At 44.3% G+C, this 13,188-nt stretch carries 9 protein-coding genes; 5 read left to right on the top strand and 4 right to left on the bottom strand.

What is annotated here, in order from left to right:
- Positions 1 to 176: 176 nt before the first annotated feature.
- On the bottom strand, positions 177 to 2,576 hold the full coding sequence (locus OCV44_RS06100) for a helicase-related protein (RefSeq protein ID WP_139684635.1): 2,400 nt from the start codon (positions 2,574 to 2,576) through the stop codon (positions 177 to 179).
- Positions 2,577 to 2,759: 183 nt separating this feature from the next.
- Here OCV44_RS06100 and OCV44_RS06095 point away from each other — a divergent pair, with 183 nt between their 5' ends.
- The 3 genes from OCV44_RS06095 (at position 2,760) to OCV44_RS06085 (ending at position 7,039) form a co-directional block, all read left to right on the top strand.
- Positions 2,760 to 4,448, top strand: a complete 1,689-nt coding sequence (locus tag OCV44_RS06095; RefSeq protein ID WP_139684636.1) for an NAD-dependent malic enzyme — start codon at positions 2,760 to 2,762, stop codon at positions 4,446 to 4,448.
- A 161-nt stretch (positions 4,449 to 4,609) separates the two neighbouring features.
- Positions 4,610 to 5,470, top strand: a complete 861-nt coding sequence (locus tag OCV44_RS06090; RefSeq protein ID WP_139684637.1) for an ElyC/SanA/YdcF family protein — start codon at positions 4,610 to 4,612, stop codon at positions 5,468 to 5,470.
- Between the two features lie 198 nt (positions 5,471 to 5,668).
- On the top strand, positions 5,669 to 7,039 hold the full coding sequence (locus OCV44_RS06085; RefSeq protein ID WP_139684638.1) for an SLC13 family permease: 1,371 nt from the start codon (positions 5,669 to 5,671) through the stop codon (positions 7,037 to 7,039).
- Positions 7,040 to 7,351: 312 nt separating this feature from the next.
- On the opposite strand, the gene OCV44_RS06080 is transcribed toward OCV44_RS06085, so the two are convergent.
- Positions 7,352 to 8,647 (bottom strand): GGDEF domain-containing protein, encoded by a 1,296-nt coding sequence (locus tag OCV44_RS06080; protein WP_139684639.1) that lies wholly within the window; start codon positions 8,645 to 8,647, stop codon positions 7,352 to 7,354.
- A 302-nt stretch (positions 8,648 to 8,949) separates the two neighbouring features.
- On the opposite strand from OCV44_RS06080, the gene OCV44_RS06075 reads away from it, so the two are divergent.
- Entirely contained in the window at positions 8,950 to 9,774 is an 825-nt protein-coding gene (locus tag OCV44_RS06075; protein WP_139684640.1) for a DUF2797 domain-containing protein, read from the top strand.
- Positions 9,775 to 9,906: 132 nt separating this feature from the next.
- On the opposite strand, the gene OCV44_RS06070 is transcribed toward OCV44_RS06075, so the two are convergent.
- The gene (locus OCV44_RS06070; RefSeq protein ID WP_139684641.1) at positions 9,907 to 11,199 is read right to left on the bottom strand and encodes a sensor domain-containing diguanylate cyclase; all 1,293 of its coding nucleotides are present in this window, start codon (positions 11,197 to 11,199) and stop codon (positions 9,907 to 9,909) included.
- A gap of 204 nt (positions 11,200 to 11,403) precedes the next feature.
- Positions 11,404 to 12,288, bottom strand: coding sequence for a LysR family transcriptional regulator (locus OCV44_RS06065; RefSeq protein WP_139684642.1), 885 nt, complete (start codon positions 12,286 to 12,288; stop codon positions 11,404 to 11,406).
- Positions 12,289 to 12,506: 218 nt separating this feature from the next.
- Between OCV44_RS06065 and OCV44_RS06060 the strand changes: the two genes are divergently transcribed.
- The gene (locus OCV44_RS06060) at positions 12,507 to 13,178 is read left to right on the top strand and encodes a type 1 glutamine amidotransferase domain-containing protein (protein ID WP_139684643.1); all 672 of its coding nucleotides are present in this window, start codon (positions 12,507 to 12,509) and stop codon (positions 13,176 to 13,178) included.
- The last annotated feature ends 10 nt before the right edge of the window (positions 13,179 to 13,188 follow it).

Raw genomic sequence — 13,188 nt, 5'->3', positions numbered from 1 at the left:
ATATACTCAATATCCACCAACTCCTTCTTTATAGCAATAGGATATAGAAGAATAGTCTTTTATGAACTTTTGATTGGTTAAAAAGGCATATAAAAATCAAACTTGTAACAAAATAAGCTCTGAAAAAACATATGTGCACCTATTTGATTAATATTTTAGAGATAAAACTAATCTATCTATTTAATATCAATTATCCGACTCGCTTTTTTGTACTGAATACGCCACCCAGACCATGTCGGTAGCTCCCAACGTTTTGGCGATAACTTTCGACTGCCCGATTGATAATGAACGTAAATCAGCTTGCGTGCTGGCAGGTATTCTACTTCAAGTTGCAAGTCGGCAAGGCTCAATGAAAACGGGTATTTTTCCGAAAACTCTGAATAGATCCAAGTAGGGATACCATCGAATGGAATATCAGCATGGTCGAACATTTCCAACTCACTCACATCCGTAACGCCTAACACTTCAAGCTGCTCTATCAACCATAGCTCAAAGTTAATGTTCTCAATTTCTGGTGTGTATTTGGTTTGTTCATCGAGACCGAGTTTCACATACAGCTGCCAATGTTTGATTTGTTGAGTGCGAGCTTCTGCAAAACCGGGAAGTTGAACCCCATTCGATACTAGATCGACGATGGGCTTTAACGATAGTTGCCCTTCCGCTGCAACGAGCTTGGTCGTGATCGTACGGCCTGCGTACACCAACGCCATCTCGGTAAATACGCCATCATCATTTATGATTGTTTCACCTTGCTCCCACTCTCCTAGTTCAGCTTCAATAATAAGCTCAACAGGAATCGGTGCCGTGACCGTCGCTAAGGTCAGTGTTTGCTTAACGCCTCTTCCCGGCAAGCTGTGGGTATCAAGCACCAACATCGCTTGTACATTGTCTGGAAATCGATTCTGACGTCCAAGAACAACCTCTAACATTCCGTTGGCAAAGGCTTCTTTCCTTTTCAGTCGGCGCACAAACACCAGTTCAGGATGCAGACTTACAATGGTCTTTAGCAGTTCGATACGTTGATAGCGAGACGCGACTTCTAATTGAGGAAGTTCAAATATTTCTCTCATTTGCGTCGCAAGCCCTTGTGCTTCATTCAGTGCCTGTTGCTCTATTTCTAGATGCGGATATTCGCGACCGCGAACGATCTGAATCAACAGAGATAAATCACACCCTTCCTTTTCTTGTTGAGCGAGCGCTTCCAAATGTTCTGCATTGCTAGGCAACTGATATAAACGAGCCGGAACAGACAACGCAGCCGTGAGATCGACCATGGCTTCTTTGAGTGCTTTGGTTTTGATTCGCGTAACAATATCGGCATACAAAGCGTCAATCGGCAGCGGGTAAAGTCTTTTTCCATGCTCAGTGATTTGATGGTCGGTATTAATCGCTTCCATCATCAACAGTGTTTGAGTCGCACTGTTTAGTGATTTTTCAGGAATAGGATCAAGAAAAGACAAACTCTCAAGCGGAGTACCACAACATGCCGCGGCCAACATAGGTTCAGTCAACTCTTCACGCTGCAATTCAGGTGGTGTGACCAACTCTAACGCCGCATGCTCACCATATAGACGCACACAAACACCATCCATCACTCTACCCGCTCGGCCAGCGCGTTGCTTGGCGCTGGCTCGTGAGATGGATTTAAGCATCAGTGTGGTTCTGCCATTTCGTTGAACGGTGCGTCTTTCTAATCCTGAATCTATCACCACGCCAATGTCAGGAATGGTTAATGAAGTTTCTGCAACGTTGGTAGCAAGGATGACTTTTCGCAAACAGTCGCTGTTGTCGGTATTGGTGTAGGCGCTAGTATCAATATTACGACCCGATAACGCTAAATCTCGCTCTTTATCACTGACCGAAGCATGCAATTTGACCACTTGGGTGTCTGGATTTTTTGCCAAGGCTTGTTCACATTGCACGATCTCTTTTTTACCCGGAAGGAAAACCAAGATATCGCCATGTGAAGCGATCAGTTGATGATTCACTTCTTCAGCAATGCGTTGCTCTAGGTGTCGAATATCTGGCAGTGTTCTGGATTCATTCGCCCTGTGTTCAATGGCGACTTGATAAGTACGGCCTTCACAGCTTATTCGACTCGCATCTAAATAATGAGCAAGACGTTCCCCTTCGATGGTAGCAGACGTAATCACCAAGCGATGACACGCTTTTTGTTTGAGAATCGCCACCAGCAAATCAATATCCCAGCGTCTCTCATGAAACTCATCCACCACGATCACATCAAAGTTAGCGAGTCCATCTTCAGATAACCAACGAAGCGCGATACCGGGAGTCACAAAAACCACATCGGTTTGCTCGGTATATTCAGACTCAAGCTTGATCGCATAACCGATCTTGCTACCCAGTTTATCGCCCGATTGCTGTGCTAAGTATTTAGCTAATGACGTACACGCGATTCGTCTTGGTTCAACCACCAGCACTCGCCCATGTTGGCAAGCCCAAATTGGCAAACGTGTTGATTTACCCGATCCGGTTTCAGCTTCTACTACAAGGTGAGAATTGGCGATTTGTTCGTGAAATACGTTTTGATAAGCATCAATGGGAAGTAATGACATAAAAGGAGGCGTCGCGAAAAAGTGTGAGCGAAGTATAACGAATTATGGTGCTAAAATTCGATAAGTGTGGGACATGGGTAAGAATATCATTTTGTTTGCTAAGATCGCTGAGAAACTATTTACAATTGAATAACTAAACCGTTATCATTTTTCAGTTACCCTTTCTCCCATATTAGGCATCTAATGAACAACGATAAACGCCCTCTATATATCCCTTATGCTGGTCCTGCTCTACTAAGCACCCCTCTTCTAAACAAAGGCAGCGCATTCTCTGCTGAAGAGCGCAGTTCTTTCAACCTTGAAGGCTTGTTACCGGAAACAACCGAAACAATCCAAGAGCAAGTAGGACGTGCATACAAGCAATATTGTAACTTCGAAAGTGATATGGATAAGCATATCTACCTTCGTAACATCCAAGACACTAATGAAACGCTTTTTTATCGTTTAGTTCAAAACCACATCTCTGAAATGATGCCTATCATTTACACGCCAACAGTTGGCGCAGCATGTGAGAACTTCTCAAATATTTACCGTCGTGGCCGTGGTCTGTTTATCTCATACCCGAACCGCGATCGTATCGATGACCTACTGAACAATGCGACAAACCACAACGTTAAAGTTATCGTGGTTACGGATGGTGAGCGTATTCTTGGTTTGGGAGACCAAGGTATCGGTGGCATGGGTATTCCAATTGGTAAACTAGCACTTTACACAGCTTGTGGCGGCATCAGCCCAGCTTACATGCTACCAATCGTGCTCGATGTGGGTACAAACAACCCGCAGCGTCTTGCTGACCCAATGTACATGGGCTGGCGTCACCCTCGTATCACAGGTGCAGATTACGATGCATTTGTTGAAGAATTCATTCAAGCCGTTCAACGCCGTTGGCCTGATGCATTAGTTCAGTTCGAAGATTTCGCACAAAAGAACGCAATGCCACTGCTTGAACGCTACAAAGATCGCCTCTGTTGTTTCAACGATGATATCCAAGGCACAGCCGCTGTAACGGTTGGTTCTCTACTTGCAGCGTGTAAAGCAGCGAACAGCAAGTTGTCAGACCAACGCATCACCTTCTTAGGTGCGGGTTCTGCAGGTTGTGGTATTGCTGAAGCGATCATTGCTCAAATGGTGTCTGAAGGTATCAGCGATGCACAAGCACGCTCTCAAGTTTACATGGTTGACCGTTGGGGTCTGCTACAGGAAGGCATGCAAAACTTGCTTGATTTCCAACAGCGCTTAGTTCAAACCAACGCGAACACCAAAGATTGGGAAAGCGACGGCACTGGTTTCTCTCTACTAGACGTTGTTCGTCACGCGAAACCAACCGTATTGGTTGGTGTATCTGGTGCTCCAGGCCTGTTCAGCAAAGAAGTCATCAAAGAGATGAACCTACACTGTGAACGTCCTATCGTGTTCCCACTGTCGAACCCAACAAGCCGTGTTGAAGCGACACCAAACGACATTATTCGTTGGACTGATGGCCAAGCACTGGTTGCAACGGGTAGCCCGTTTGAGCCGGTGACTCATAATGGCACCACTTACCCAATTGCTCAGTGTAACAACAGCTACATCTTCCCAGGTATTGGCCTTGGTGTATTAGCTGTAAATGCTTCACGTATCACTGATGAAATGTTGATGGAATCAAGCCGTGCGCTTGCTACTTGTTCTCCACTTGCTATCAATGGTTCAGGTGCTCTACTTCCACCACTGGAAGAGATCCACACCGTATCTAAGAAGATTGCTTTTGCCGTTGGTAAAAAAGCGATTGAGCAAGGTGTTGCTCTAGAGATCACTGAAGAAGCACTGCAACAAGCAATTGACCAGCACTTCTGGCAGCCAGTTTACCGTCGCTACAAGCGTACTGCGTTCTAATAGAGCGTACTTGTTCTCAAATAGCACTCTTACAAGAGCCTCTGCAATTGCAGGGGCTTTTTTCTTTTCTCTGTCTTGTCTTTTTAACTGATTTTTCTCATTTTTATTTGGTATTATCGAGCACTCAAAAATTAATGTTCAGCCAAAGGACCATACCGAGAGTGAAATTCGATTCTCACATTTTCCGTAGCTACTTATTAAAAGCTTACAAAAAACTGCAAGGTTTTCTGTTTGGCGCATTCCTCGTGTTCTTAGTAGGCAGCGCTGCGGTCATTGCGATTGATTATTGGGTTTCATGGCAAGCAAGGGATCGCATCATCTACCATATCGATGACGTGCCAGAGCGAGAAGTAGCCGTGGTACTAGGTACCAGTAAATACCTAGGTCGAACACTCAACGAATACTACAAACATCGAATTGACGCAGCGATTGAGCTATTCGATCGTGAAAAGGTAGACCAATTTCTACTGAGTGGCGATAACGCTCATCGTTCTTACAATGAGCCGTGGACGATGAAACGCGACTTATTGAAAGCCGGCGTACCCGATGAACGTATCAACCTAGATTACGCAGGGTTTAGAACCCTAGACTCGATTGTTCGCGCCAAAAAGATATTCGATACCGATAACTTCCTGATCATCACTCAGAAATTCCACTGTGAAAGAGCGCTATTAATCGCAAGCTCTTACGATATTCATGCCCAATGTTTGGCGGTTTCAGGCCCGACTAACCACTCAGGAAAAACCATACGTTTACGTGAGGTATTTGCGCGCACTAAAGCGTTCCTTGACCTTTATATTATAGGTACCACGCCAAAGTTCCTTGGACCTAAAGAGCCAATTCAACCCAGTCCGAAACCAGAATCATTGCCGATTCCTAGTCCTATTACAGATCCCGCTGCAAATCCTATAGTAGATCCCACGGTAAACCCTATAGCTGACCCCACGGCAAACCCGAGTGAAAATCCGATTGCAACTCCCTCAGCAAGCCCTATTTCAGAACCAGCAGAGACCGATGTGTAGAAAACTACACATTTTGAATTTGTTGCCTCACACTTCCCCATTGTTAAGCAAAAACACACCAACACTCCTTTATTAACTTGAGTAACATTCTCCCAACAAAGTCTGACCCTACATCAAGTCTATATACCTCGAAAATAATAAGCACCGCTCAACGAAGTTGTGCACCAATAAAACGAGGATAAACAAAAGGAGCGTCTTATGACGGCACTTGTTACTACACTGAAACACTGGTTATTTACCCGCAACAGCATGATATTAATCGGTAATTTCACGCTATTTGCAGTTTTGCTCAATTCCCTGCCATTCGAAGCGCAAGTGAATACAGGTTTAAGTATTCTCGTGTTCGTTGCCATTCTATGGTTAACAGAAGCTATCCACGTCAGCATCACCGCTTTGCTCGTTCCCCTATTGGCTGTCTTGTTTGGTGTATTCAACACGCCCGCTGCGCTGGCTAACTTTTCGAATCCCATCATCTTCCTATTCATGGGTGGCTTCGCGTTGGCAGCTGCACTGAACAAGCAAGAGCTGGATAAAGCGATAGCTGACAAAGTATTGCTGATAGCAAAAGGCAAAATGTCGGTCGCCGTGTTCATGTTGTTCGGTGTGAGTGCCGGTTTATCCATGTGGATCTCAAACACAGCCACCACTGCAATGATGCTTCCTCTTGTTCTTGGCATCATGAACAAGGTTGACCAAAGTGAAGACCGAAACACCTATGTGTTTGTACTTTTGGGTATCGCTTACTGTGCTTCAATCGGTGGTATCGCAACTTTAGTTGGTAGCCCACCAAACGCCATTGCTGCGGCAGAAGTTGGCTTAAGCTTCACTGAGTGGATGGCACTTGGCCTACCTATTTCGATGATCTTACTGCCAATCACGATGATTATTTTGTACGTGATGACTAAGCCAAAGCTTGACCACAAATTCGAGCTAGACCATGCACCTGTCGAGTGGACAAACAGCAAGAAAATCACACTGTCTATCTTCCTTTTAACCGTAACGCTTTGGATATTCGGCAAACCAATCAACGCTATGATTGGCGGGTTCTCTAAGTTTGATAGCTTGGTAGCGATTGGCGCAATTGTACTGCTTGGCGCTTCTAGAGCGGTGGAATGGAAAGACGTTGAGAAGACAACGGACTGGGGTGTACTTATCCTGTTCGGTGGTGGTATCTGTTTAAGTAACATTCTGAAAGCGACAGGAACAAGCGTATTCCTAGCACACTCACTAAGCGGATTTTTAGAAACAGCAGGCATACTTCTTACCATTCTAGCCGTGGTAGCGTTCGTTGTATTCCTAACGGAATTTGCGAGTAACACAGCAAGTGCCGCATTGCTTGTACCTGTATTCGCAACCATTGCTGAAGCGCTAGGTATGTCGCCTGTTATCTTATCAGCTCTGATTGCGGTTGCCGCTTCTTGCGCCTTCATGCTACCAGTTGCGACACCGCCTAATGCGATTGTCTTTGGTTCGGGCCATATCAAGCAGAGAGAGATGATGCGAATCGGTATGGTGTTGAACCTAGTTTGTATCCTAGTACTGACTCTGTTCGCTTGGATCTTCTGGTAAACAGCAAATGCTTATAGAGTTATGTTTATAGGCTTACGTTTATAGGCAAGTACTTATGGGAATGCTCCCCACTCTCAAAAAAATCTGGTTGCAGCTTCCCCCGGCTCAACCAGTACAAAAATGCCCGCTCAGCTAACAAGATCAGTTTAACTAACAAGATCACCTAAACGGGCATCTAAAAACAAGCAACACTTTCCCTTTTGGTGGCCCCGCGCCACCTTTTTTGTTTTGGCTTTTGGGATAAGAACCATAAAAATACCACACGTCACTTATGCACGTGTAGCTAATAAACGAATCAAAACAATTTGCAGTTTAGTGACTCAAAATCACTTGATTTCGCCCTGAATGCTTCGCTTGATATAAGGCTTCATCAGCGCGGGCAATGGTCTCTGTCACCCGCTCTTGTTTCATCTCGGCAATGCCGATACTGCAAGTGAGAGAATCCCCATGAATCCAAAGATGTTGGCTAACCAAAAGTCGGATTTTCTCCGCCTTTCTCTGCGCTTCACCCGCTTCGGTTTCAGGGCAAAAAACAATAAACTCTTCACCACCCCAACGTACAAGTTTGTCCGTCGCACTGATAGAACTGCCAACCACCATACTGAATTCACGCAAGATATGATCACCCATCTGGTGTCCGTATTTGTCATTCACACTTTTAAAGTAGTCAATGTCCAGGTAGATCATACTTAACTTGCCGTGGCCTTGCTTCACCTGTTGCGACTGCATTTTCAACCAATCACGAATCGCGTGTCGGTTAAGTATCCCAGTCAATTCGTCACGATGAGCCCTTTCAGAGAACTCAAAATTTTGCTCTCTCAATGCCCGATTGACGTTTTTTAAGTGATGGTGTCTTTTTTCAGCGATCGCCATACGTTTTCTGGAGCGATGTAATTCGGAAATTAGGAACACAGTGCCAGTGCCCACCCAGATAAACAGCAAGATCAGGAACAGGCTTTCAGCCGAAATATACGAACCCTCAAACTCAATACTTCGAATAATTATTCGATGATGACCTAATTTAGCACCAGAAGCGGTAGCAAATTCGACCATGTTAACGTTCGAATATTCAGGTGCTGAGTGCTCTAACGCAATCTCGTTATCCGCTAACCACCACGTCATGACTTGCAAATTTTTGATCGGGATCTCGATCACGCCACCATCGATTCCTGGAGAGAACTCCATCCCGTTGTACTTGTGTGTGTACTCATCATCAGGAACAGAATAAGCAGGATTGTAATTGCGTAGGTAAGTTCTCAGACGACCACTAGAGTCAGCCTTCGCATGGTAATCAATATTGACTCTAAAGGTGTGATACTGCGAAAGGTCAAGGCCAGTCGTTATATCTGGGTTAATACGAATCGATAGCCCACAATAGGGCCACGGATATTCGGATTTTTTAAGCTCACAATCGAGAACATACGTCCCATTTTCATAGGATAATTGAGATGTACTTACTCCCCTGTCTACTTTATCGCTGGTCGCAATAAATTCATATTGTTCAGGAGTAATTGTTGTTATCACACGATTTCCACTTATCTGGTAATACTGCACAATGGCAAGTGTTGCGATAACTAGAAAGATGACAATCTTATGGATCCACTTCATATCTAAGCTTCCGGCTTTAGATCCCTATAGTTGGGATTTGACGATATAAATAAACAACATTAATCATTAACTTGCATGCTAACAATTCACTGAAAAACGTTATATCACGCCCAAACAAAATGTCATACTATAATTTCAAGAGCAAATTATTTGCAAATCATTCACCAAGTAAATCAATTAATATTGCGTATAAACAAAGCCTCTATTTGCTATACTCATCGCATAATCATCGTTAACCGCAGCACCTGCTTACAAGGCGTTCGAGTCGACGAAATAATAATCAAAATACAACGAGTAATGTCATGTCTTTATTAGCAAAAGGAACACTCAAGAAAATGAGTGCTTCCCTTGATGGTGCGGTTACCTACCGCTTACCTGTAGGGGAAGAGTTTGTAGAGCTAAACCCTCTAATTGGTAAAACCATCAACCTTACACACACAGGCAATATTTTTTGTTGTTCGTGTGGCAAGAAAACCAAGAAAAGCTACTCTCAAGGCCACTGCTTTGTGTGCATGAAAAAGCTAGCTAGCTGCGACATGTGCATCATGAAGCCTGAGACTTGCCACTACGATCAAGGCACTTGTCGAGAACCTCAATGGGGTGAAGAAAATTGCTTCGTCGATCACTTCGTTTACCTATCGAACACATCAAGCCTAAAAGTGGGTATCACTCGCCATACTCAAATCCCTACTCGCTGGATTGACCAAGGTGCCACTCAGGGCCTACCTATTTTGAAGGTAAAAACGCGTCAGATCTCTGGCCTTATTGAAGTCGAATTAGCGAAGCACATTGCTGACAAAACCAACTGGCGCACACTGCTTAAAGGCGACGGCGACGATATGGAGTTGGTTGAAAAAGCCAAAGAATTATTGCCATTGGTTGAAGATAAAATCCAAGAGATCAGAGCGAAATTTGGAGATGATGCTATCGAGGTGCTAAGTGAGAACATCACTTCACTCAGCTACCCAGTTGAACAGCACCCAATTAAGATTGTATCGCACAACTTTGATAAGAACCCTGAAGTGACGGGCGTACTTCAAGGCATTAAAGGCCAATACCTTATCTTAGATACTGGAGTGATTAACATCCGTAAATTTGGTTCTTACGAAGTGGAAGTGTCTGCCTAATTTATAGAACTTAAGCGTTTCTCATAGTGAGAAGCGTTCAGTTAATAGCCAAAAACTAAAATGCCCTCAAGTGATGACTTGAGGGCATTTTTCGTTAACGATTCTATTCGCTTTCGATGACGGTTTTAGGCATTAAAGCGCGACTACATCTCCGTCTACACAATTCTTGCCATTAGCTTTCGCGCGATAGAGAGATTGATCGGTTAAATTCACGAGTGCGTCAATAGTGACACCGTTTTCACATGCCCGGCTATCACTCATGCCAATACTCACACTAGAATTAAATCGAACCTGTTCATCAATTTGAAACTCAACTTGATTGAACTGTTGGCGAATCTCTTCTGAAACTTCAAGAGCTGTTTCAAGAGACGCATTTGGGATAAATATAATGAACTCTTCACCACCCCAACGGCCTGCTACTCCACCAACTTTCTCGGCATTGCGCTTGGTAATACTAGCCAAAGCACAAATTACCTCATCACCCACCATGTGACCATAAGTGTCATTGATCGACTTGAAGTCATCGATATCAAGTAGCATACACACGACATAGGAATCAGAAAAAAGGTGTTCTCTTAGCCATTCATAAATAGCTCTACGGTTAAGTAAGTCGGTCATCTCATCGTAATTCGCTTGATGAACCAACTGCTTTTCCAACATCACCTTTTGAGTCACGTCTTCTAGCACAACCTGAACCGCGGGTTGACCTTTCCAAGTGATCGCATTGTCGTAAATATTGAAAAAGCGATGAACACCATCAAAACCAACATTTTCAACCACAGTGCTGGTTCCCGACAACTCACCCGACACAATCGCTTGATAGTGCTTATAGATGACATCTGTATGTTGCTGTGGCACTAGGTCAAGAATCGAATCCAACGCTAAGACTTGCTCTATAGAAGCTCCACCTTGCAGTTTTACCCATGATTGATTGACCATCAGTGGTTTGAAATCTCGGTGAACCAAGATGCCCTGCCCTGATTGCATGATCATGTCGTGATACATCTTATCTTGCTCACGCACTGCATTTTGCAGCTGAATCGCAGGGGAAAGATCGATAACCGTGACTTGCAGTGCAGGTCTTCCCTGCCACTCCGTCACATGATCAATAGAAAACACGGTGAACTCTCTGCCGTTGCGATCAATATTGGTATAGGTGTGAACCTGAGGGTCTCGTTGACCACTGACCGTTTCAAGGTAATTTTGATAGGCTAAAACATGGTACTCTTCTGAGATGAGATCTAGAAAGCTATCGATATCAGAAAGGAGTTCTTCGGATGATTGGTACCCATAGATGCGAGCATAGTTAGCGTCAACACTCACTACATTCATATCTTGAATCGTTATTACACCGTACGTGGATTCGAAATTTATTGAAGACATTGCCAACTCCGCATTCTCGCTACACTTCATAAGCTGAAACATAACAACACATCCTGCCAACGCTTCCACACAATCTATCACGCGCTAGGACATTAATATGATGTTAAGTATATCGTACTGCTTCTGGCTTCTCTACAATTCAATCGTAAGCGTAAGTCATCAAAAGTAGACAAATAGCACCTTCTTGTTACGCACGTCAAAAAACAAGAAGGATATTGTATAGCTATGTAAGCATTATCTATTCGGTTATTCATTCCAATCCGAAAAGTGAGAGACTAAGAAGTCGATAGCCAGCCTTGCTCTCTGTGGAAGAAAGCGACGGTTTTGATATACGATCCAACTGCTTGTACCTGCTCCCCAATACTCTTCTAGCACTGGAACGAGCTTTCCATTGGCAAGACCGCCGTTGAAGCTGCTTTTGGGAAGATAAACAATGCCAAGCCCTTCTTCACAAGCTTTCAGTACCGCACTCGAGTTATTGCTTTTCCAACGCCCATGTACGCGCACCGCGTTTAACGGTTTTCCATCTTTCTCAAACAACCACTGATCACTGTTGGCAATAATACAGCTGTGCAACTTCAACTGTTCAGGCTGTGTTGGAGAACCGAATTGATCGATGTAGTTCTGACTCGCGGCCGCTGCCATTGCGCGATCCACCAGCTTCCTTGCCACCAAACCAGAATCATCTAACCGACCATAACGAATCGCGAAATCAATACCATCTTCAATAAAGTTAACCATATTGGTATTGAAGTTCATTTCGATAGTCAGATCAGGGTGGTCTTTCGCAAATTCCATCAGCGCCGCGGCAACATGATTTTCAGCAAACGCACCCGCAGCACTCACGCGTAATGTACCGCTCAACTGAGCTTGTTGAGATGTGACTTGTTCATTCGCCTGTTGCAGCCCAATAACCAGATCTTTGCATTGCTGATAATACGTATGCCCAGACTCCGTCAAACTCACCATACGAGTGGATCGAGCGAGTAAAGCCACACCTACCCTCTCTTCTAATCTCGACACTTGGCGACTGACATGACTGGTACTGCAACCCAGCTGTTTTGCTGCTGCAGAAAAGCCGTGACATTCGGCTACCGCAACAAACTCATTAATACCTTCAAAACTATCCATACTTCACCTGTTTACATCTAACGAGTTCACATCCGACTAATTCACATCCACTATTGCTATATAGCAATAATGTTTTGTCTACTCGGCATATTATCACTCAAATGGTTTACTACTAGTATTACAGGTAACGAAACAGCGGTATCTAAATTGAAAGCTTTGGTTTTCTAAATAAAAGCCACGACGCTGAAACCAAACAAACGTGCTCAAAGGAACGAATCATGAAAAAAATACTAATCCCAGTAACTAACCACGCAACACTAGGCGATACAGACCAAGCGAACGGTACTTACGCTCCAGAACTGACTCATGCACTGAAAGAGATCATTGCTGCGGGTTTTGAGTACGACATCGCGTCTATCAAGGGTGGTAAAGGTCCACTGTATGGAACCGATATTGAAGGTGATTCAGTAAACGCAGAGATCTTAGCTGATGATGACTTCCAGAACCGCATTAACAATACAATTCCGGTAAGCCAAGTTAACATAGAAAGCTACGATGCTATCTTCTACCCAGGTGGATTCGGCCTACTTTCTGACTTAGCAACCGACGAGCAATTCGCAACGATTGCCGCTAAGCATTATGAAGATGGCGGTGTGATCGCATCAGTATGTCACGGCCCAGCAGCACTGCTTCCGATTGTTTTAAGCAACGGCGAGAAGCTATTAAGCTCTAAATCGGTGACTGGCTTTACACGTGAAGAAGAGATCGACTTTGGCACAATCAACGACATTCCATTTCTACTGGAAGAGTCTCTTGCTCGCAGCGCAGCGCGTTTCAACAAGGTTCAACCTTGGCAAGAGCTTGTGATCGTTGATGAGCGAGTGATTACCGGTCAGAACCCAACCAGTGCTCACGCAGTAGGTGCAGCTCTGGTTAAGCACCTGTCTTAGTTAAATCAAG

This window comes from Vibrio tasmaniensis (genome assembly GCF_024347635.1).
GTDB classification, from domain to species: Bacteria; Pseudomonadota; Gammaproteobacteria; order Enterobacterales; family Vibrionaceae; genus Vibrio; species Vibrio tasmaniensis.
Note: the sequence above shows the minus strand (reverse complement) of the source record. Positions and strands in the feature narration are given on the sequence as shown.

Coding starts and splice junctions, on each gene's coding strand:
- OCV44_RS06100 (WP_139684635.1), bottom strand. CDS start 2,576: ATGTCATTACTTCCCATTGATGCTTATCAAAACGTATTTCACGAACAA.
- OCV44_RS06095 (WP_139684636.1), top strand. CDS start 2,760: ATGAACAACGATAAACGCCCTCTATATATCCCTTATGCTGGTCCTGCT.
- OCV44_RS06085 (WP_139684638.1), top strand. CDS start 5,669: ATGACGGCACTTGTTACTACACTGAAACACTGGTTATTTACCCGCAAC.
- OCV44_RS06080 (WP_139684639.1), bottom strand. CDS start 8,647: ATGAAGTGGATCCATAAGATTGTCATCTTTCTAGTTATCGCAACACTT.
- OCV44_RS06075 (WP_139684640.1), top strand. CDS start 8,950: ATGTCTTTATTAGCAAAAGGAACACTCAAGAAAATGAGTGCTTCCCTT.
- OCV44_RS06070 (WP_139684641.1), bottom strand. CDS start 11,199: ATGTTTCAGCTTATGAAGTGTAGCGAGAATGCGGAGTTGGCAATGTCT.
- OCV44_RS06065 (WP_139684642.1), bottom strand. CDS start 12,288: ATGGATAGTTTTGAAGGTATTAATGAGTTTGTTGCGGTAGCCGAATGT.
- OCV44_RS06060 (WP_139684643.1), top strand. CDS start 12,507: ATGAAAAAAATACTAATCCCAGTAACTAACCACGCAACACTAGGCGAT.